Annotated in this window: 8 protein-coding genes; 3 read left to right on the top strand and 5 right to left on the bottom strand. The window is 65.9% G+C overall.

The window, feature by feature from the left end; translation table 11 throughout:
- The first annotated feature begins 10 nt into the window (after positions 1-10).
- Both ACFWPX_RS22865 and ACFWPX_RS22860 read left to right on the top strand, forming a co-directional pair.
- The gene (locus ACFWPX_RS22865; protein ID WP_378929023.1) at positions 11-1,846 is read left to right on the top strand and encodes a hypothetical protein; all 1,836 of its coding nucleotides are present in this window, start codon (positions 11-13) and stop codon (positions 1,844-1,846) included.
- 3 nt (positions 1,847-1,849) lie between these two features.
- A complete protein-coding gene (locus ACFWPX_RS22860) occupies positions 1,850-2,626 on the top strand; it encodes an ESX secretion-associated protein EspG (protein ID WP_378929022.1) in 777 nt (258 codons plus the stop codon).
- Here ACFWPX_RS22860 and ACFWPX_RS22855 read toward each other — a convergent pair.
- On the bottom strand, positions 2,606-3,151 hold the full coding sequence (locus ACFWPX_RS22855; RefSeq protein ID WP_378929021.1) for a hypothetical protein: 546 nt from the start codon (positions 3,149-3,151) through the stop codon (positions 2,606-2,608). The genes ACFWPX_RS22860 and ACFWPX_RS22855 overlap by 21 nt on opposite strands.
- Positions 3,152-3,325: 174 nt before the next feature.
- Between ACFWPX_RS22855 and ACFWPX_RS22850 the strand changes: the two genes are divergently transcribed.
- A complete protein-coding gene (locus tag ACFWPX_RS22850) occupies positions 3,326-5,398 on the top strand; it encodes a hypothetical protein (protein WP_378929020.1) in 2,073 nt (690 codons plus the stop codon).
- Between the two features lie 32 nt (positions 5,399-5,430).
- Here ACFWPX_RS22850 and ACFWPX_RS22845 read toward each other — a convergent pair whose 3' ends face one another.
- The 4 genes from ACFWPX_RS22845 to ACFWPX_RS22830 form a co-directional block, all read right to left on the bottom strand.
- The gene (locus ACFWPX_RS22845) at positions 5,431-6,066 is read right to left on the bottom strand and encodes a hypothetical protein (RefSeq protein ID WP_378929019.1); all 636 of its coding nucleotides are present in this window, start codon (positions 6,064-6,066) and stop codon (positions 5,431-5,433) included.
- A 7-nt stretch (positions 6,067-6,073) separates the two neighbouring features.
- Positions 6,074-6,649, bottom strand: coding sequence for a hypothetical protein (locus tag ACFWPX_RS22840; protein ID WP_378929018.1), 576 nt, complete (start codon positions 6,647-6,649; stop codon positions 6,074-6,076).
- A 321-nt stretch (positions 6,650-6,970) separates the two neighbouring features.
- Entirely contained in the window at positions 6,971-7,921 is a 951-nt protein-coding gene (locus ACFWPX_RS22835; protein ID WP_378929017.1) for a hypothetical protein, read from the bottom strand.
- On the bottom strand, positions 7,911-22,559 hold the full coding sequence (locus tag ACFWPX_RS22830) for a toxin glutamine deamidase domain-containing protein (protein ID WP_378929016.1): 14,649 nt from the start codon (positions 22,557-22,559) through the stop codon (positions 7,911-7,913). Before ACFWPX_RS22830 ends, ACFWPX_RS22835 begins: the two co-directional genes overlap by 11 nt.
- Positions 22,560-22,710 lie beyond the last annotated feature (151 nt).

The following is a 22,710-nucleotide window of genomic DNA, read 5'->3' as shown; positions in this document are numbered from 1 at the left end:
GGGCCGCGCGGTGACGACGGATGGGGCGGTGCCGAGCCTGATGGCCGAGGCATCCAGCGGCGGACTGTATTACGAGATGGGAACCGCGGCAGCGTGCGCGCAGGCTTGTGCGCGATTCCTCGAGACGCTCGATGTCATCGCAGTCCACGCATCGCTGGTCCAGCACGTCGAGGCCGTCAGCGCCCAGGCGTGCGGGGAAGCGCTCGCGGCCCGGTTCAATATGGCGGGCAGTGACCTCGAGAGCCGAATGAAGGAACACCAGAAGGCCGTCGCCGATCTCGGTGAGATGTTCGTCCAGGCCGAACGACGCTACGTGCAGTCCGACGAAAGCGCGGCCGATGGGTTCTCGCGATTGCGGAACGAGGTCGGCCGGGAGGTCGTCACGATCGTCGAACGTGCGGAACCACAGGCGCTGAAACCCACGTCCCGCACCGTCAATTCCGGTAGGGCAGTGGAGGTTACACCACCGGACAAACCACAACTCGGCAAAGAGCTGGTGGACTTGAGCGGACAGTCCGAAAAGCGCTACAGCAATATCATTTCCGCTGTCAGTGGATCCTCGTTGAGTTGGGACACGCTGTACAAGAATCGTTTGGTGATGATTTCGAATGCCGGGACTCTCCGCATTGCCGCGTCACGGTGGGGAACGATGTCGGACACCATGAAAGAAGATGTCGCGGTCTTCGGCAACACGATGGACAAGGCGGTCTCGGAAGGTATCAAGAGCCCAGCGGGTACGCGTGCCAGGACGGCGGTCTCGGCCTACGTGAACTCGATGGCGCAACTGGTAGCTGCCACGGATCTGATGAGCGACAATTTGGCGTTCGTGTACAGCACCATCTCCGGGTTGTATCCCAGTCTCCCCGCGCAGACCGAAAGCGCGTTCCGGGCCAAATCGAAGGTCAGCGAAGCGGCGTTCCTGGAGAGGCTGAACGGACACCGCGACACGTGGACGAACTGGTATCCGAACAATATCGACGGTGCCGCCAAGTCGGTGCCAACGGTGCCGGGATTCCTGAATCCGGTCGCGTCGGCGCCCGCCCCCCTTCCTGAACTGGAGCAACCGGGCGCGGGTCTCGGCAACGGCGGTGGTTCACCGTCGTCGCCGGGCGGCGGAGACGATGGCGGCGCTCCGGTGAAGCAACCGTCCGATACCCCGGAGGAGACGCCGGCCACTCCGGATACGCCGAAGACCGAAACCCCGACCACGGAATCCCCGACCACTCAGACCCCGTCGACAACCACCGACGACTCCACCTCCGACGACCAGACCTCCGATACCACGCCGTCCACCTCACCCACCGAGACGACCAGTCCGACGACCTCCGGCACGGACACCTCCGATTCGTCCTCACCGTCGACCACGCCGACGACGTCGACTCCATCGACCTCGCCCACCGCGACCTCGCCCACGACGACTTCGCCGGTGTCGGCCCTCACCGGTTCGCCGAACTCGTCGAAGCCCGGCTCGGTTGCCGCCGGCGGCGGCGGTGGCGGTGGAGCCCGAGGCGGTGGCGGTGCGCCCGGCGCGGCGGCACCGTCGTTGCGTGCGGGCACCCAGTCGAACCTGTTCCCTCGTGCGGGTCTGGCAGCCTCGGTCACCCCCACCGCCGGTGTTGTCGCCGCGAGTAGTGGAGCCGCCATGCCGGGTGCCATGGGCCCCGCCGGTGCCGGCGCCGCAGGCCAAGGGAATCGGCAGGACTCCCATCAACGTGCCAGATACCTGGATTCGGCGGCGCATATGGACGAGGGCTTGGGCGAGGCGCAGGTGGTCGTGAACCCGGTGATCGGCGAAGACCCCGACGCCGTCCAAGACCAGGACGTCCCCGAGCCCGGTAGGCGCTGACCGATGAACCGATCCTGGCGATTCACCGAGACAGAGTTCTTCGCCCTGTGGGAGCACGTGACCACCGATTACCACCCCGCCCCCTTCCTCTACACGTCACGAACCCAGAGCCATCAGGAGTTCGAGAGGGAGAAGCGGCAGAAGCTGGCCGATCTGGACCGCCGCCTCGGCTACGACTTCCGGGCCAGAATCGCGGAGATGGCGCGTCCCGACATCCGTATCACCGCCTTCGGCGTGGACGAAACCGTGCGTGGCGAATCGCCCGCGGTCCGTGTCCGCGTCCTGGCGACCCGCAAAGGATCCCGCGGGTACACCGTCGTCCAGCATCCGGGCGAATCCTATTGGTACGGCGGTGGATACACCATGACCGAATGCGAAGCGGTGAGCCTCGGCAATGCTGTGGTCGACCTGTTGCCCACCTGCGACCCCGGACGCCACAACGAGATCCCGCTGCCGCCCGCGCCCACCCCCGCCGATCACGATGCCCCCTCGCGAATCTTCGCCACCGCGGGTGCCGCATCCTCCAGGCACCACCGGGACTTCATGATCCCCTCGGGCTGCGCGGGGACGATCGAAGTGGCACAGGGAGATTCGATCTACGGCCCCGATGGTCTGATCAGCCGAACCCTGACCTGGCGCGACGTCCCGAGGGACGGTCGGTACGCAGTCAACGACACCACTCCTCTGGTGGCGACCTCCGTGACCGCTGATCGTCTCGTCTCCATGGTCAACGCCCGAGTCTCGACGATCGTGAAAGCCTTACGCGCCGAGCGGTCCTAGCACTGTCCCACTGGTCGGCCACACCCGATCGGTCTCGAATGACATTGTCGCCCAGTCGAAGATCGTTCTCGACGCCGCATCGGTAGGTTCGAAGTGCCTGGTCTGCTTGTTGATTGTCAGAATGAAGGCGGGTTGGGTTTCGCCGCTTCCGATATCCCGGACCTGGGTGAAGTATTCGATCACGGTCGGAGTTTCCTCGATCCGGTGAACGTGGATTTCGGTGCGGTGGGGGTAGATCTGGATCCCGGACATCGGGGTGCCGTCTTCGACGAAGGCGCTGTACTGCCGGATGGCCTCTGTGGGCGAGGCGCTGCTGCCGAACTCGGTGATCACCCCGGTGCGCGCGTCGACGATCCGCTGGGTGTAGCCCAGCATCCAGACGCCCGCGGCTTCTTCCTCCGGGCTGGGGCAGGGTACGACCAGCCAGCCGTGCTCGAACTGGTCGATGTCGAAATGAGGATAGATTCCCACGGTTCTCGTGAGGTAGTCGATGGCTTCCTCGGTGGAGTGAAGCGGTGCGCTCATCGCCCTGTCGCCCTGTCGTCGATACTCGGTGCCCCACCGAGGATGGCATGCCCGGCGACGAAATGCGCGACGGCGCTGGATCGCTACGACCGCCGCGCGGCCGTAGGATGGGATCGTCGGGCGGGAGAACTCCGCGCCGGATCCGGGCAACGATGGACGGAACACAGTTCTCGAATGGCAGACGACGATCTATTGTCCGTGGCGCCGAGCAGCGTGCTCCGTGACGCGGCAGCTGAGTTCGTGCGGCGGTGCGGCGAGAAGACCCCGCCGTTGCGGCCCGTCGACATTGTCGACACCGTGTATTCCGCGTTTCAGGGCGCGGTAGTCGGGCGTTTACCTGAGCGCGCTCCGATCGACCCCGGTCGCCAGATGATGTGGGGGACGGTGAACGGTTCGGCGATCGAGCTGTCCGACGTTCACTTCCTCACTCTCGAGAGTGCTGCGGACGTACGGGATGTACAGCTGACAGCTCTTCAGGTATCCGCCGTGGCCGATCTGCTGCGCGAGCTCGCCGCACGACTGCGTCCAGGCGCCGCGTTCGGGTTGTCCGCCGGCGGTATGGCCTTGGCCGAATTCGCCGACCGAATCGCCGACGATCTTTCCGCGCGGGCACCACAGCCGCGGCCGAGGCCCGCTTCCGATCTCGACGATTGGCAGACCTGGCTGGAAGATGTCGAACAGGTGCGGGATTCGGACCTGCGTATTGCGGTGGTCCGCCTGCTGGATTCGCTCGCCGAACAAGGCACGAGCACCGAGCCGGTCGACGAGGAATCCGTGGTCGAGGCATTCGAGGCATTGGCCGGTGTCGTCGAGTCGGCTCGGCCTTCCGGCGTGCCGCACGGTGGCGACCCCGGACTTTTCCTCCGAAGCGTCGTGGGCAGAACCCTGCTGGATGAGGCCATCGATATCCGTGCGAGGCTGGCCGCCGAGGCCGACAGCGCCGAATCGACCGCCGGTGAACCAGATCTCGTCGCGCTGACAGAACGTGTCGCCTTCGCGGCCGGGATTCTGCTGAAAGAGCTCGCGGCGAGGCTCCGTCCCGGTATCACCTACGGTTTGCTGCCGATGAAATCAGAACTCGGCATCCTCGCCGAGGATTTGGCAGCCGAACTACTGGCGCAAACCGAATACGGTCGCCCGGCCTTCTACCCGGGCCCGACCAGGCTGTACGTAACCGCTCCGGACCGCGTGCACCCGACCGCCGGTCATCCTGGCGTGATGGCCCCCGTCGATCATCTCGCATCGGCCGATTCGGCCTATATCGTTCCAGTGCGACCACTTTCGCCGGAGTCGGTGCGGGAGTACCGAGAACTGCGGGAGTCGGTGCTGTCGCTGTGCGGGGTATTGGATGATCCGAATGGCTCCGGAGCCGACTTCCTGACCGCCGCGGAAGATATCCAGCATCGGATTCGCGGCGGGATACCCGCCGCTTCCCCGGTGGATCCGACTCGACACTTCCTGCATTTCGGGACGCTCACCCACCATCGAACCGAGCCCTACGGCCTGACAGAATTCGCCCGCTACGTCGAGGAATCCCTCGCTGACCCGGCCCGAACCCCGTACCGACCACTGCTGCTGTCCCCGGTCGAAGCGGCTGTCGTCGCCGACCTGCTGGACGAGCTGTCGGCAAGGCTCATCCCCGGTGCCGCGTTCGGAATCTATAGTGGCGGAGCGTCGCTCGCCGCAATCGTTACCGATGCGGCGGGTGCGTTCCGCGCTCGCACGGAGTTCCGGCGCGAAATTCCCGCGACTCCGTCCTCGGCTGTCCCTGACACGAAGTACCAACGGCTCCGCGACGCCAGTATCAGATGGCTCGACACTTTCGATGAGAACGGTAGCGGGCAGCTCACCGACCCGGTAGCCACCACCGCACTGATCGACCTCTACCTCGTGGCGCGTGATCGGCCACCGCGAACAGATCCGAGCCGAACCCACCCGGTCCGGGACCCGGCGTTGCACTTGCGAAGTCGGCTCGCCCACGTGGGTGGCCGCGTGCTTCCAGTGACGTTGGAGGGGGAGGCCTCAGCGATCGAAAGCCTCCTCGCGGCAGACTCATTCGATGAACGGCACACGGATATCCGATGGCCCGGCCTGAGCGGCGTTCACGTCAGCAGCATGCTCGGCGAACTCGCACTACGCCTGCGCCCCGGCCCCGCATTCGGCCCGTCGAACAACGGCCGAGCCTTGGCCGATATCGCGCACCGCCTCAGCGAAAAGATCTGGAACCAGGTGTCTCCCGGTACGTGACCGACTAATGGGTCGCCGGTTCGCGGTGCTGATCATTGTCGGGTGATGACCGCGAGCGCGCGTTGTCTGGTTCCCTCATCGACTTCGGCGAGATGGAATTCGTTGTCGATGATGTGACGTTTGAGGTAGCGGGCAGGCGGGAAACCGTGCTTTCGGAAGTAGTGCGGGACGGCACCGGCCCAAATCCAGGCTCCGTCGGTGCGGTAGTTCAGCGGGACATCGAATTCACCCGGGGCGAATTCATCCTCGCCGAATCCTGGTTCCGACCAGATGACCGGTGCGGATTCCAGGTAGCTCAGCATGGGGTGGTGGAGTTTGTTCATCAGCGGGCGGCGGTCGAGCGGGCGGCCATCTTCATCGTAGCCGTCGACGACGGGGGCGACACGGGGGGCTTCGGTAAATGCTTTGCGGCGTTCATCGCGTATATCGGCCTTCCGGTGCAAGTCGGAGTCCAATTCCACCCACTCGCAGTAGTACTCGTCTTCGAAATCCTCTGGCCATTGCGTGCGGTCCAGGCTCAAACTGTGCCTCTTGACGAAGGCTGTGAAGTGATCCGACATCGCCTTCTCGCGATCTCTGATGAAGTCTTGTTCCTCAGGGTACATATTTGACCTCCATTCGACCCCACCATTCGGATCCTCGCAATAGTCGTTTTCCGAGCGTTCCATCATCGCATTATTGTTCGGTGATGACCTCGAGCGCGCGTTGTTTGGTCTCTTCGTCCACCTCTTCGAGTTGGAATTCGTTGTCGAGGATGTGCTGGGTCAAGTTGGGCTCGGGTGAGAGGCCATGCTTACGGAGGTAATGGGGGACAGCTCCGGCCCAGATCCAGGTGCCATCGGTGCGGAAGTTCAGTGGCACATCGTGATCACAGGGCGCGAATTCGTCTTCGCCGAAGCCGCGTGCGGAGAGGATGATCGGGGCTGATTCGAGGTAGGTCAACAACAGCGGGTGGATTTTTCGCATCACGGTGGGTCGGTCGATGATGGGGTGGCCGGATGCGTCCCGGCCGTCGTAGACACTGATCAATCGTGGCACGCCGCGCAGCGGTTTCAAGCGCTGCGCGAGCTCTTCGCCCTTGCGTCGCCACTCTGCTGACAGTTCCTCGCTCTCAGCATCGAATACTTGTTGAACATCTGCTGGCCAGAGTCGCATGTCGAAATCTAGATCTCGGGCCTTGACGAAATTCCAGAAGTGGTGCACCGAGGCCCGGCCTCGATCATCAAGAAAGTCTCGTTCCTCAGGAAGCATTTCCGATATCCAATCTCGCCCACCATTCGGAGCCGCGCATCAGTCTTTTGCCGAGTTTACCGTCGTCCCCGGCCAGGTTTGCCAGTTCTATCGGTTTTCGATGAACGGCACGCGGATATCCGGTGGCCCGGCCTGAGCGGCGTTCACGTCAGAAGCATGCTCGGCGAACTCGCACTAAAGCCTGCGCTCCGGCCCCGCGTTCGGTCCGTCGAACAACGGCCGAGACTTGGCCGACGTCGCGCACCGCCTCAGCGAAAAGATCTGGAACCAGGTTTCTCCCGGTACGTGACCGACTAACGGGCCGCCGGTTTGCGGTGCTGATCATTGTCGGGTGATGACCGCGAGCGCGCGTTGTCTGGTTCCCTCATCGACTTCGGCGAGATGGAATTCGTTGTCGATGATGTGTCGGATCAGGTCGGCTTCCGGGGCGAGTCCGTGTTTGCGTAGGTAGTGGGGGACTGCGCTCGCCCAGATCCAGGTGCCGTCGGTGCGGAAATTCAGTGGCACGTCGTTGTCGCCGGTGGCGAATTCGTCCGAGTCGAAACCGCGCGCGGACAGGATGATCGGGGCTGATTCGAGGTAGGTCAGCAGTGGTGCCTGCAGGTCATGAGGCACTGGCGGACGGTCGGCGAAGGGTCGGCCGTCCGCATCGCGGCCGTCGTAGACGTGGGCCAGACGCAGGCTCGGCGGTGCCGCTTCGGCTATCCCGGCGATCGCTTCGCGGGCGAGTCGCCTTCTCTCGTCGCTGAGTTCTATAGGTGGGAATTCACTGCCGACGATGTGGTCGACGAGTGCGGAGTGGGGACAGAATTCATGCTTACGGAAGTAGTGAGGGACGGCGCCGGCCCAGATCCACGCTCCGTCGCAGCGGTAGTTCAACGGGACGTCGAACTCGCCTGGCGCGAATTCGTCCTCGCCGAATCCGGGTTCCGACCAGATGATGGGTGCTGACTCGAGGTAGGCGAGCAGCCGTTCGTGCAGTTTCTTCATCAGCGGAAGGCGATCGAGTGGACGTCCGGCTTCGTTGTATCCATCGACTACGGGGGCGATCCGAGGAGGTTCGCTGAAGGCTCTTATGCGTTCCTCGAGGATGTCGGCCTTGTGGTGCCAGTCGGATTCCAATTCCACCCGCTCGCAGTAGTAATCCAATTCGGCGTCTCTTGGCCACTGTGTGCGGTCTGCGCTCAGGCCGTGTCGCGTGACGAAGGCGGCGAAATGGTCCGACATCGCCTTGTCGCGCTTTCTGATGAAGTCTTGATTCTCAGGATGCATATTTGACCTCCATTCGACCCCACCATTCGGAGCCTCGCAATAGTCGCTTTCCGAGTGTTCCATCATCACCGGGTATGTCGGCGATCTCCCGCGGATTCGGGAGGTTATCCGCATCGCCGGCGAACCGAGTTGCCAGGTCGTCCAGAATGGACTGTTCGGCAGGCGAGCAGTGCGGATATTCGGCACGGATTCTCGCAAGTATGTTCTGGACGGAACGCCTTATCTTGTCCGGGCTCATATCGAATTTGAAGTTTCGACGTGCCCACGCGTATCCGCCGCCGTCCCGTCCGGCCAAGATCTCGATGACATTCACCCGAGATCGAGAATAGTATTCATTCATTGCCGCGAAATAGTGTGCGGAGAATTTCCTTCCCTGAGCGGCTTCAACGAGATCGATGAGTTGGTGAAACAGGACTATTTGGCTCTTTTTGTTCAGATAGATGAAGTATTTGATTACACCAACCTTTCCAGATTCGGGATCATGCACCGTTGCCACCACCTTGAATTGCGCTGCCCGCTCGACGTGTTGCTCGACATCATCGTATTCGGCCTTGTCGATCCGTACATCGAATGGTCCGTACCGGCCGTTCATGGCCGAGAGGATGTCCATGAGTTCGGCGTCGCTCGTTCCGTTGATGAAGTCTCGCAGCGGCGGCATCGCGGACAGGTCGGGGGCGATGAACTGAGGTTGTGGCGGATCGACGGCGGTCGGAATCGCCGAGTCGGATGGGCTGACGGGTGCGTCGACGGCTGGCTGCTCGGTCGTGGCGGCCGGCTGAGTTGTGTGGGTCGGCTCGGTGATCGGCCGCGGGGTACTCGTCGGCGGATCCGGGTGTGTGGCCGAGTGCTCCGCAGGGGCGGTCGCGGTCGGTCGGGGGGACTCCGTCGACGGTGTTTCCGTCCCGGCGGCACGTTCGCCCCGTGATCCGGTGCGGAAACGGTCGCGCCAACCGCGATCTCGGGCGCTGTTCGGGTCCAACGACGACCGGTCGATCGCCGAGGTGCCGGGAGCGAAGCCGTCCAATCCGGACTGCGACGTCGTTCCGTCGGGGTGGTGAGTGATCCACTGGCCGTCGGGTGGGATGCGTGGCCGTCGATTGCCGTTCGAGTCGATCTCGACCCCGCTGGTGTAGACGCGGCCGTGCCCGTCGGTCCAGGCGCGGGCGGTGGGGGCGAGGACATCGGTGCCCAGGTGTGCCGCGACGCGTGCGGCGAAGGAGACCGTGGCGGCGTCGCAGCCGATGAGACGAATGGGTTTTCGGCCGTCCCAGCTCGTGTGCTGACGGAGCAGATCGCCGTATTCCTCAGCGGTGTAACGATGCCCGCCGATTATCGCTTCGCCGTCGTCGCTCAGATGGACGTCGGCGGTGAAGTAGTTGTCGTCGCGGCGAACTCGCTGGGCGAGATCGTTCAGGTCCGAGTCGTCCGCGTGATGGGCGACGCCGGCGACGGTTTCGGTGCCGTACCGGGCGTGGGCCTCGGCGGTACTCGGTCGGTCCGGCGTGAGGTTCAGCGTGAACGGTTTGTCGGGCGATTCGGTGGCGCCGACGGGGTGGTCGTCGGTCAGTAGTCGAGAGTTAGGTGCTGTGGCCAGCTCCCCTCGGTCTCGAACAGGTGCCGGATCATGGCTGCCGCGCGGGCGTCGGGGAAGGTCGTCGGGTGATACCGATGGTTGTTCTTGAAGACGGTCAGCCGGTACTCGGGCTCGGTCCGTCCCGGTTCGGTCAGTGATTCCTGGTACATCCGGTACCACACCCGGTCCGGTTTGTCCTCGTTCAGGTGCAGGTGTATTCGGATACGGAAGGGAAAGATCTGGCCGCCCAGCGGTTGCGCGCCCTCCCGCAGCGTCTGCTGATAGCTCTCGATCACGAGATCCGGTGCCCAGCTCGGGTATGTGAAGATGAAGCCGGTCTCGGAGTTCAGCACGAACACCGGGAGTCCCAGTCGCCGGGTGGGGTCCGGTTCGATCAGGGTCGCTACCCAGCCCTGCTGGAAAGCTCGCAGCGCGAGGGCTTGGCCCAGTGGGAGGCTCCGGGTGATGTATTCCCTGGCTTGGGCTTCGGTGCGTATCGGTAGCGACACGGTAGGGGCTCCCGTCTGGCAGTAGCGGAATCGCGGTGAGAACAGCTGTCTTTCGCACCACCTGGGCGGGTGCGCGATCCCAGGTCTGACGTGACTGCGGGTCCCACCATATGGGGCCGGATCCGTCGGTGGGGTGGACGATGACCATCATGTGGCGTCCGCCGGGTTCCTGGCCGTCGCCCTGCCAGGTGATTCCGACGAAGGCCGCTGATCCGGGCCCGATTTCGGCGATGAGGTCATGTAGTCGGTCGAAGTGTTCGGTGATGTCGGATCCGGTGTGGGAGAAGTCGATCGAGTCGGCACCGAGCCACTGCCGGATAGCGGAGTCGTCACCGATAGCTCGGTATTCCGGTACACCGTTCCTGCCGGGGACTGCCAGCGCGGCGCGAGCGACATGGGGGTCGCCGAAGAAGGTCGTGATCGCCGCGACCGAGGTTTCCCAGCAATTCGATTCGCGTCCGCCGCGTGTCGTTCCACCGTCGTTGACGAGATCGGCGACGGGGTGTCTGCGCGGGTCGAAGCCCGAGACGTAGTGGTCGCCCTCCAGGGCCGCTGCCCGCAGGTCTTCCTGATAGTGCTGCTGTTCGAGCGCGACGGGTGGGTGGAATCCGAGGACGCGGGCGTCGGCGATGGCGGGGAGCGGAGAACGGGTGTTCGCGGCGGTGATGCGGTGGCTGATCTCGTCGCGTAGCTCGTACAGCTCCATGCCGTCGAGCGACAGGCCCTGGTCGTGGGTGTTGTTGTGGGGCTGGAGTCCGAAGTGGTCGCGGATCTGTTCGGCCAGCTCGGTGGGTGTGGCGTCCGGTGCCCAGCCGTGCGGGATTAGGCCCGCGATCCGCGAGACCGGGGTGCGCAGGTGCGCGGCACCGGGTTGGTCGACGAACTCGACCCGTACCTGCAGGCGGGCACCGGTCGGGAGCTGGAGCGGAGTGTGCGGAGCTGCAGGTTCGAGCGCATGGGAAGGCTCGGTGATCGCCGATGCGCCGAAGATCTCGGTCAGTGCGAGTTGGGTCGAGGCGCGGACCCGGCCCATTTCACCGGGGGTGATGTCGCCGGTCTGCTGCAGGTGGATGCGCAGGGTGAGGCTGGTGACCGGGTTGCCGTCGGAGTCGACGGTGTGGGTGATGTCGAAGCCGGGAGTGGCGATCGCGGGTGACTCGGTGCCGAGATCTGGTGCGGTGGTGAGATCTGGTGGTTGTTCCGATGGGGTCGGCGTCGCACCCCGGAGTTGCTCGTCCGACAGCGTGGCGTGCATCGTTCGCAGAACCGGGTCGGTCGACGGCAGCGAGGTCCACGACTGTGTCGCGGCGATGCGGTGTTCGGCGGCGAGCGCCGCGGCGTCCGTGGGATCGAAGATCGACCCGTCCGCACGGACGATGCCGACCTGCAGCGTGCCGGCTTCGCGCAGCATCTTCGCCGGTGGATGGTCGGTCGCCGTCAGTTCCTGCGTGTCCCACCACACGGGAGTGTCGGCGTCTCGCGGATACACGACGAGAGTGGCGTGACCGCCGGTCAGACGTGCCGAACCGTCGGGCCGGAAGACGCGGTTGCCGTCCTGATCGAGTCGTTGCCAGCGAGTGGCGACATAGACGGCGGTACCGGGCCCGAGCTCGGCGACCAGATCGTGCAGTGCGCGGTACTGGTCCTCGATACTCATCGCCGGGTCGAACTGCAGCCAGCCGGTACCGAGCCAGCGGCTGATGTATTCGCGATCGAGGCCGCCTTGATACACCGCTGTCCCGTTGGGGCCCAGGACCGGCAGCATCCTCGGTGCCACCCTCGGATCACCGAAGAACGTGGACATCCCCGCCATGGCCGCCCAGCCGCAGTTGTTGAGCCGTCCCGGACCGTCGGGTCCTTCGCCGTTGACGTGCCGCGCGGCCGGGTGGGTGCGCGGATCGAAGTGTGTCTCGAAGCCTCCACTCGGTGTGGTCAGCAGCGCTTCCATCTGCTGCAGTAGTGCCGGATCCTCGTGCGCCTGAACGGGATTCACCGAGAACTCGTAGTCGACCCGGTTGAAGTCGGGGAGCAGTCCCCGCGTGATGTTCTCGGGTGTCGACGGATTCGCCTGGCGTTCGGTCGAATCCGGCCGGGTTGTCGGATCCGGGTGCCCCTGCTCCGTCGCGGGCCCGGCCAGGTTGACCGGGCCCGGCGGCGGCACGCGGGGATCCCCGATCGGACCGGCGGTCGGATCGTTGCCGCCACGGAGCCGCAGCTCTACGACATGGACCTCGCCGCGTTCACCGACCAGCACGCGCTGGAAGGTCACCGCGACATTCGCCGCGAGCAGGCGGCGATGGTCGTTCGCCGACAACGTGCGGCGGTGTGGATCCGAATCGCCGGTTACCGCCAGCACCTGCGCGGTGGGGGCCGGTACCGTACCGACGCCCGCGTGGTGATCGAGCGCGCCCGCCGCCTCGAGTACATCCGCGGCGGCGCGGGCCAACAGTTGGGTGCGAAGGTCCTCGACCTGATCCCGGGCCCGCAGGTAGTCGAACATGAGCTGGTCGGCGGCTTGTTGGTGGCGCTGTGCCGCATCGATCACGGCGCGCGCGTCCAGATGCTCGCTGACCGTGCCCGCTCCTCGGTCGAGAACCTGTCGGGCGGCGGCGCGTCGGGGACCGAGGTGGTCGGTGATCGCCTGCCATGCTTGCCGGGGCCCACGGATATCGGGATCGAGGCCGAGGTCTCGCGCTCGCGCCCGGAGCGCGTCGGCCGCGGAATCACGCTGTGTCGCAGCGTGTTCGACCCGGTTCGCGAGGTCGGCGAGTTCCGCCGCCACCTCGGGAGTGGTCGCGACGTGGCTGCGTGCCGGGCCCGTCGATTCCCAGGCGGCATCGTTGGACAGTGTCGTCTCGGCCTGTGCGTCGAGGGTGTGGGCGAGCTGTTCGAAATGCTCGACGATCGTCGTGGCGGTCGCGCTGAACCGGTCGACGAGCTGGCGGGCGGTCTCGGCCAGCGGGTGCCCGGTGGGCGCGGCGTTGGGACCGACGGCCGGGTCGGCGCGGTGCGGGGACGGACCGGCGCGGGTCGTCAGGTCCGCGAGCGCTTCGATCTCGGCGGCGCGCCGGACGATCTCCGCGCGAATCTCCTGGTGGGTCCGGGTGATTCGGTCGGCATCCGGCTTGCTCGTCGTCGCGCGGAGGGTGTCGAGCCAGTCGTGTCGGCGTGCGATCTCGGCTCGCAGTCGATCGGCCGTTCGCGCGGAGTCCGGCGTCGTGGCACCGGTCTCCAGCTGCGCCAGCCGATTGGTCAGGACGGCGATATCGGCTCGCACGACAGCAGCGACGACATCGACCTCGTGTGATTTCAGGTCGGTGTCGTAGACGAGGGCGAATCGCAGCCAGTCCGCGTTCGGATCGATCGTGGTCCGCGCGGAGTTCAGGGCGGTCGCGATATCGTGGCCGCCCGCGATGGCGCGCAGGAACGCGTCGGAGTCGATCCGATTCGGGACCGGGAACAGCCGCCCCGGCTCGACGACCGGCATCGGCTGGTTGTGCTCGGATTCGGACTTGTTCGCCGCGACCGCCGCCGCCCACGCCACCTGGTGATGGGCCAGCGCGGCCAAGGCCTCGACGCGTCCGGCTCGAATGATGTTGTCGCGACGCAGTGCTTCGAGCGTCTCTCGAATTCGGGCGGGGTCGAGGGCGGCGCGATCGATGCCCAATCGCCCCGCCAGCTCGACCACGGCGAGGTCGATATCGTTCGGCAGTGCCAGCTCGGCCGGGTCGAGGCGCGCGGGCGGATCGATGGGCGCCACGGGCGCGCGATCGACGTCGGTCAGGGCATCCAGCCTGGCTTGGACGCGCAGATACTGTTCGGATCGCCGGACGAAATCGGCAGACTGCCGGATGTCGGCGGCGAGCCGGTCACGCAGAACCTGCTCCTGGGTCCGGACGTCATCCAGGGCGGCGACATCGTCGACGTCGAGGTAGGCCGCCCACGCCGCGGCCTCGTTGCGCAGCGACGTGCGTCTGGCCGCTTCCGCCTGCCAGACGGCTTCGTCCTGTGGGGTGGAGAACTCGGGGCCGCTGCCCATGTTGGCTGGATTGGCCACCGAACGATCGACGAAAGACGCTTGCTCACCGGCGATTTCACGGAGCAGCCGCGAACCCGAGTTGTTGCGGGTGATGTCGACGTCACGGGTGAAGGGGAGTCGCGCGTCCTCGCCGCGGAACCGTTGCCACGTGTCCACGGCCGCGTCGATGGCACCGGCGAGACGCACATTTCGCGCGTGTAGTTCGGCGGCGGCCTGCCGCAGCCCGGCCGGACCGAGGTCGGTCAGGGTGAGGTCGAGTGCCTCGGCTTGTCGTCGCAGGAGTGTCGCGTGGCGCAGCGCGTCGGCGTACGCGGCGCGCGCCTCGGGTGTGAGCTGGGTGGGATCGACCGGATTGGTCTCGGCGAACAGGGCGGCGTCGGTGGCGGGTGCGGCGGCGCGCTGTAGGCGGCGAGCCAACTCGGGGTTCTGCTCGACGGCCACCTGATCGAGTTCGGCCCGGGAATCGGGATCGGTCCCGGCCGGTCGGGTGACCTGCCGCCAGATGGCCGCCGTCCGTTCGGCTTCGAGTCGCACGAACTCCTGGTCATCGGCATTCTCGACGGCACCCTCGTTCCAGTACCGATACGGAGTACCGTCCGAACGGCGCGTGGGCGGCGTGTCCGAGCTGGCCTCCGTCCACCCGACATAGTTGCGCCAGAGCAGCTCTCGGTTCTTGTACAGGACCGCTGCCTCGTGCAGAATTCGTGCGATATTGGGGGCCTGAACGTCGGCGAACGCCTCCTTCTCGCCGGGGTTGCGGTGCTCGGTCTGGGCGCTGACGCGAAACGGCGTATGGAAGAGCTCGTTCTGGCCCTTGCCGTCCAGGCCCGAACCAGAGGGATGTTTGGCGGTGGCGACCGCCTGGTTCCACTCCGCGATCCGTTCTCGAACCCCGGTCACGATCCGACGTAGTCGTGCGCGCGTCCCGGTTCGCGCGGCGGGCACCGGGGCCTGACTCGGGGCGGGATCGGGCGCGGGTGTGGAGGAGGGTTCGCCGAGCCGTCCGAGCGCCTCTCGCGTGGCTGTGTCCAGCTCGGTCGCCATGGCCTGATGGGTCTGCCGGAGCCGCTCGAGCGCTTCCGCCCTGGCCTGGTCGATCCGCTGTGACACCGCTGGGTCGCGGCGGAGCGGCGACTCGGGTCGGGTCTCGCCGACGACTCGTCGGTAGGCATCCTCGAGTTGCTCGACCGCCCGCTGCCGCGCCGTCTCGAGCGCGCGATCACCGGCCCGATAGTGGTCGCCGAGTGTGGTCTCGGGTCCGGGGATTCGCGGTGGCGTGGTGTGGCTCTGCGAGCTGCCGAGGTCGAATACGTGCACGTTGCCCGCGTCGTCGATGACCACCCGGTGGTACTCGACACCGATCCCGGCGTCCTGGAGTTCGCGCCGACGGCTGTCGTCCAGCAGCGAGTGCGGGTCGGTGGTCGACACGGCGAGGGCGTGCGGCGGCCGTCCGGGAACGACACCGAACCCCTCGGATCGGACGTCCGCTCTTGCCGCGGTGAGAATGTCGGCGACCGCGCGCCGTCCTGCCTCGGCGCGTAGCTCGCTCTCGGTCGTGCGCGCCTGGAGGTACCGGTCCAGCTGCCGCTCCGCCCGGTTGTTCAGCGCTGCCAGTGCGTCGATCGTGCGCTCGGCCGCGTGACGCCGGTAGATATGGCGGACCATGTCGTCCGGAGTGCTCGGTCGCTGCTCGTAAACCTGTGCGGCGGTATCAATTCGGGCCTGCGATGCGGACCGGATCTCGTCGGCCAGTGTTCGCGGGCCGCTCCTGCCCGGATCGATGCCGAGCTCTTGCGCGAGCGTCGAGAGTTGCCGTCGGGCCGAATGCTGCTCCGTCGCGGCGGCGGTGATCTGCCTGCTCAACGTTCGAAGCCGTTCGCGCACCACCGCATTCGTCGGCACGTGCGGTGTCGCGTGATCAGGAGCCGGCGGTCCGGTCAGATCCCCACTGTCGTCCGGTGCGGTCGGCGCCTGCCGATCCGGTTGTGGGTGCGAATCGTCGTCCGACATCCAGTCGGTTTGTGCTGCGATGTCGTCGGCGCTGTGGTCCCGCGCGGCTGTGTGCGCACCCTCGCCTCGATCGGGGAATGAAGCGAGGGTCGGGTCGAGGTCTACTCGCTCGGGGGCTCCAAGCCCGCGGCGCGGTAGGCGGCTATCTCCTTGGCTGACGGCGGGATCGGTATCCCCGTCAACTCGGCGGCTCGGCGCCGACCCTCGGTCATCTCGTGCGGTGGCACCGGGGTCCGACTCATCCGCACTCCGTCGCGCTGCGCTCCCATCGGTATCACCTTCGCTAGCGTCGCTCAGTGCTCGTGCGTGCCCTGCTCCGGCCAGGTCCCGTCCCTGCGGTGCAGCATCTGGATCCAGCCGTTCGCGGAACTGCTGCTGGGGTGGATGATTCGGGGACTTGTTCGATAGCGCAGTGACTGTTTGTCGATTGTCAGGATTTGCTGCGAGTCCTCGACCGGTGGAACCGTCAGCGAATGCGCCTGCACCATGTACTCGATCTCGTTGTGGTTCTGGCGGATCCGTGTGTACGTCGTGCGCCATCGCGGTGGGTACATCTGGAACGCTTCGATCGTTTCGCCGTTCGCCACTGCCTGGTCGTAGTTCTGGCCGATCAGGTACGGTGGCAGACCGCTCGAGTGCGAGGTCACCACCCCGGTCTCCTTGTTCACCGCGTAGCAACCCCTGCCCACGTTGCGACCCCTGCTCAACTCCTCCGGTGTCAGCACTTTCTGGCACACCCAACAACTTCGGAACTCGATAATCCGGAATTCCCGCTCCGACTCGAGGACTCGGGCCAGATACTGTTGAACCTGTTCCTGGGTTTCCAGCTGTTGACTCGACACGGACGGTACCTCCATTGGAGTCGATCGACATAAAGGCGAGGCCGACCGAGTGATCGGTCATCGTGGTCGGTGGCTTGTCCGATGTCTGGTTCGACTGTGGATCCCACCATACGGGCGAGTCGGCGTCGTATGGGAAGACGATCACAGTCGTGTGCTCGGTACCGCCGATGGGATATCCACCCTCATCGAACTCGGGCCACCCATTCGCATCGTGCGCGTGCCACTGGTTGTGCACGAAGGCTGCCGAACCCGGGCCCATCAGTGTCATCCAGTCATGCAGTGCGGCGAACTGTTCCGGAACAGTCATGCCCTGACCCGTGAAGTCTTGCCATGCGCCGCCGATCCAATTCTCCGCACGCGCGAGTCCGTCCAACTCGCCCCGGGTATCGAGCTCCCCGTCAGGGAGATACTCCGTGGTACGCGGCAGGGCTACCGCGGGCCGTCCATAGAATGACGACAGCGCGGCGAGAGAATTATCGACACAGTTGTACGCGCGGCCGTCTGTGGTTGGGCCACCGTCGTTGATGAGTTGTCCGTAGTCATTGGTGCGTGGATCGGCACCGACAATGAAGTGCTCGCCGTCGAGTAGTGCGTCCTGGACCGCTTCGAGATATGCGTCGTCCTCGAGATCGGCGAGCCGGTCGGGGCCGATGGTCCGGGTGCTGTGGAGGTCCGGCACAAGAGCGGGGGTGTTGGCTTGGGCCGTCTCGACAAGGTTCTGGCGCAGGTCGTAGGAGGCGTGGGTTTCGGGTTTTGACGGGGTGTCGGGGGTCGATATCTGCTCGGCGGGGTCAGCGTCGTCGACAGCCGGACTACCTGGCCGCGATTCGGGTGGAATCTCGGTCGCGTTCGGTTCTGTTGCGGACGAGCGATTTTCGATCTGCTCGAGTGCGGCTGCCTCGGCGAACAGACGGTTGACAGCTTCGCGTTCACTGGGTGTGAGTGGGATGTAGGGCTTGTAGATGGTGTTGTGGTTGATGTCGGCGGCAATGGAGGCGCGTCGGGTGGTGAGCTGCAGTTCGTAGGTGTAGGGGAGTCCGTCGACGTCGATCCGAATGACCATCGGGATGACCCGGTATTCGGGATTCCGTGGCTTCGGGGTGGCGTACATGTTTTCGATCTCGACGATCCGACTGTTGTCGCCGGTGCCGAGTTGCTGCTGGATTCGGGTGAGAAGTTCAGCGAGTTGTTCGGTGTTGTCGACGGTGATACGGGCGCCGACGGCGTCGATGGCGTCACCGACCTGATAATTGGGGCGTGGGGGGCGGTTCTCGGCTCCGTCGACCATGCGGCGGACTTTGTCGATGATGGCGTCGGATGGTTTGGTGCGTACGTTGGTTGTGGCGCCGTGCAGGCCCTCGATGAGTCGTGCGAGTTCTGCCTTGACAGCGGGTTCGACAGTGAATTTGAGACGTTCGGCGTAGTCATCGACGAGTGCCTGTTCGGCCGGGTCCGGCCGTGCGCTGACGGTGCGTGCGGGATCGAGTGGCTTGGTATCCGCGACCAACGCCGCCATTCGGGACCAACCATCGGGCAGGCTGTTGACATCGGGTGCGAGTGGTTCGAACAGTGCTCCACGGCGGGGATTTCGGGTGACGAATTCGGTGAGTGTTCGACCATCGAGAAGGTTCGAGTCAGCGATTTCTCGGAGAAGCGCGAGGGTTTCGGTGCGGCGTGACGCATCGCGAAGGGCGTCAGTCAGATTGAGCGGGTGGGGGTCGTTGACCAGGTCGTGGATTACTCTCGCGATATCGGAATGATCCTGTAAGACCATTTCGATCGCATCGTGCAGTGAGCGGTGCTCCGGTACCAGGCTGTCTGCCTCGGGAGCCGACACGGTTTGCGGATCGGGTTGTTGCGAATCGTCGTCCGACATCCAGTCGGTGCCGTGATCTGTTGCCGGGTGGGTGTCGGGATAGTCGGTTGATACCAGGCGTGGGCGCAGCGGGTGTTCGCTGTCGGCGGTGCGGGCCACGTCGGCGTGGCTGATGTGCTCCACCCTGGGCGCGCCCTCGTCGATGATGTGGCCCGCGGTGCTCTCGGTCCCGATCAGAACGCGGGTGCAGTTCGCGCAGCACGGCGCCTCCTCGGCGATTCTCGGCACGAACGGGGAGTTGAGGATCGACGCGAGGCCGTCGTGGTCGGTGGGGTATCGCCCGGCGTGCTCGGGTGTGCTGTTGAGGAGTTCGCGGTCGTGCACGGCGGCGTTGGTGGTACGGATCTCGGCATGGCCGAGGGGGTGATCGGCGTGGGGGAACGCGGTGTGGTCGGGGTTGGTATGGACCTCGCCGGGGTCTTGGCGCAGCGCGACATTGTCGTAGAGGGCGCGATGCAACATGTCGGGGTGGATCGTGTAGGTCGATGGACCGTTGGCGGCCTCGTAGACTCGCCCGGTGAGGCGGTCGATGGTGATCGCGGTGACATTTCCGCGTCTCGCGGCAGGCAGCGTCGCTTTCTTGGCCTGCTCGTATTCGGTCTTGGCCGTGGCCGATTGATCGGTCGACTCGAACGCGTTGAGTGCTTGTTTGGCCTGTTTGGCGGACTCGATCGCCGAACGCATCGACGATTGCGCCGCGCGTACGTTCTCCTCTGCTGCTGGACGCTGCTGCTCCGTCGCGTCGCGCAAGGTGGTCTCGGCCGCTCTGAGTGCGTCTTTCGCGGTGCGAACCCCGACACCCGCGGCAGCCTGCTCGGCGGCCAGCCGAGCAGCGGTGGCCTTGGCCGCCTCGTAGGCCGCGGTGACGGCGGGATCGACCTCGGCGGCACGTACGTAGGCCGCACCGCGCTCGGCACTGAGTCGGCGGGAGAAGTCGTCGACATGTTCGCCGTCGATATGGGTGATCGCGGGCGGGTCGCCGTCGTCGGTGGTGACGCTCGGGTCGGACAGATCAAGTGACCCCAGCAACCGGGCATCCACCCCGGGCTCGGGTAGTTCCGTCATTCCTGGTGGTGGTCGCAACTGCGTGGCGGCTGGTGCGCGGGGTGGGCCGTCGGACATCCAGTCCGTTCGGCCTGATTCCGGTTGTGTCGTCGCAGCATCGGCGTGATCGCGAGTCGGCTGTTGTGTGAATTCCTCACTGTTCGAAGGTGTTTCGTCGGCACGCTGGGGACGGAAGGTGTGCCATCGACCGCCGTTGTCGATCACCGGGGCGGAGTTGGGCTCGCGCGGGACACCGACCCGGTCGGTGGGTGCGGTGACGACCACGCCGAGCTGATCGGCGACGTACTGTGCCCAACCGTTGGCCGCGTGGCAGGACACCAGGCGCACCGGAGTGCCGGGACGGTAGTGCGGGTTGGCGCGGATCGCGTCGACGATCTCCTGCGGATGGACGGGGACTCGCTTACCCGGCATGGGCAGGCCGTCGGCTCGACCGTGCACGACCACGTCGTGGGCACCGTCGTTGCTCAGGTTCTGGGTGGCCCGATGGGTATGGGGGTCCTCGCCGACGGCGGTGCCGGTCGGTCGGTGGCGGACACCTTCGCCGCTGGGCAGCCTGGCGTCGTAGGTAGGGCTATCGGTGCGCGCGGTGTTCTCGGTGGTCGGACCGGCGGCGACGTCGGGGGCTTCGGTGGTGCGAGGTCTGGACGACGGTTCGTTCGCTGCGGTGGCTCGCGCGGCGGGATCGGTCCTCGCAGTGTCGGGCACGGTGTTGGTGGGGTCGGCGCCGCGCTGTTCGGTTTCCACCGGCACCCGGGTCGCGGGCGCCTCGGTCGATGCCGTTGCTCGGGCCTGGACTACCGCGGTATCGAGCCCACGGCCGCCGACCGGCTCCGGGTTGTCGATATCGGCGGCACGGTGGGTGGCCGCTTCGGAAACGTCAGTGGTTGTGTCGTTCTCGCTGACCGACGCGTGTTCGATGGCGACCGCTTCGGTGTCCGGCGTACTGGTGGCGCCGGGTTCCGGCCGTGGTGTCGTCGGTGGCCTGGTTTCGGATGCTCGGGTGGGCCCCGGAGTCGATATGGCCGCCGGGATCGCGGTCGAGAGTGCAGTGGTGGAGCTCAGATTGGTCAGTGGGCCGTTGGTGTCCGGTGCGTGCGGGGTAGCGGGCTCGGTGACCGGTGTGACCGGGGCCGGTGAGGTCGAGTCGGCGGGCTGGATATCGACCGGTGGCACTGAATCAGGCTGAGCGACAGCAGCGTCGGCCTCCACGACCGCTGGGGACACGTCGGCCGGATCGGTCGTATCCGGTACGGGGACGGTGCTCGCTGGTTCGGCGGGCTGGCTGGTTGTCGCCTCGACGTCGGCATTCGTCGCCGAGGTCGTCGCGGTGTCGATTGCCGCAGCGGTCGTCCCCGTCGAGGCGGCCGACAATGGTGTCGTGTCAGGGGAATTCGTCGCCGAGGTCGCCGATTGGGCGGCGGTCGTCGTCGGTGCCGAGGTAGTCGAGTTCGTCGAGGACGATTGTGCCGCTGAGGATGTCGAGTTCGAGGTGGTGCTAGTGGTGCCGACGGTCGGTGCGCGGGTCGGTGCCGGTGCGTTGTTGTTGGTAGTCGATGGCGTGTTGGTCGTGGTGTTGGTGGTGGCCGACGATACGGCCGGGGAGTTGTTCGTGGTGGTTGGACTCGGCGGGGTCGAGGTCTGGGGCGCGTCGGATTCGCGCGTGGCCGGCTCGGTCGTCGAGGCGGGTGCTGCCTTCGAGCCTCCCGGCGCGTCGCTGGTTCGGGTGTCGGGACCAGGGGCGGGGGAGGTCGTCGTCGGTGCGGGGGCTGTGCGGGAGCTGCTGCCGTCGCCCGCGTTCTGATAGCCGTTGATGGCGCCGGGGCCGGTACCCGAGATGGCACCACTGGTGATCGAGCGTGGGTCGAATTCCCAGTTGTTGGTATCCAGGCCGGTGGCGACGTAGGCAGCCGCACCGCCCGCGGTACCCGCGGTGGCACCGATCGCGGCACCCTGCCCGGCGGCCGCCCATTTTCCGACCGGTTTCGTCGCCGCGCTGTTGAGGATGCCGCCGGTGAGGCCACCCGCGGCGCCCGCGACGGCCGAGATCTTGGCGTTCTGCCACACCTTGGCGCCGTCGACCTGGTCGAGGTGTCCTTGGCTGACCTGGAACCGTTGGATGCCGTACTCCTGGGCGGTTCCTTGGAACACCTCCTCGAGTGACTCCTGCACGGTTTCGTACAGCAGCGCGCCCGCGATGATGCCCACGCGCTGGGCGGCCGCCTTGCTCAGCTGCTTACCGGCCAGTGCCGCCATCCGTTGCAGCGCGGCGCGCGCGACCCGCTGAAAGAAGGTGCGGGCCATGGCGATAACGGTGGACTGGTAGGCCAGGCCACCGGGGCCCATCAGCGCGGCGACGGCCATTTCGGCCACGAACCACATCAGACCGGCGTGGTAGTTGAGTTTCGTTGCTTGGAGTTCGGTGCCGAACTTGTCGGCGGAGTCGGCGAGTTCCTCGTAGGACAGGGCGAGCTTCTCGAGCGAGCCGTCCTCACCCTGGAACTGTTCGAGCCAGGTCCGCATCGCGTCGCCGCCGCGTCCGGAGGGGTAGACGACCTCGGTGGCGTTACTGAGCGCGATGACGTCCTGGATGGCCTCGCGAGCCTGGGTGGCGGCGGCTTCCAGATCCTGGGCCATCGCCCACATGGCGTCTTCGTTGCCTTCGGGCCATTGCACGCCCGCGACCCAGCTCAGGGCGCCGGCAAAGGGCGGTCGCCAGATAGCCATGCGCTACCCGAATCAGGCTGTGCCGTGGTGCTCGGTGCTCATCGGGTCGCGGGTGTCGGCGAACCCGACGAGATCGCCGTCGCGACCGACCGACCCGGCGCTGAACACCGGGCCCCCACATCGGAGTTCCGCATGACTTCCTCCCCAAAGA

Source organism: Nocardia sp. NPDC058518, assembly GCF_042719655.1.
Lineage (GTDB): Bacteria > Actinomycetota > Actinomycetes > Mycobacteriales > Mycobacteriaceae > Nocardia.
This window is presented reverse-complemented; position numbering and strand designations above follow the sequence as displayed.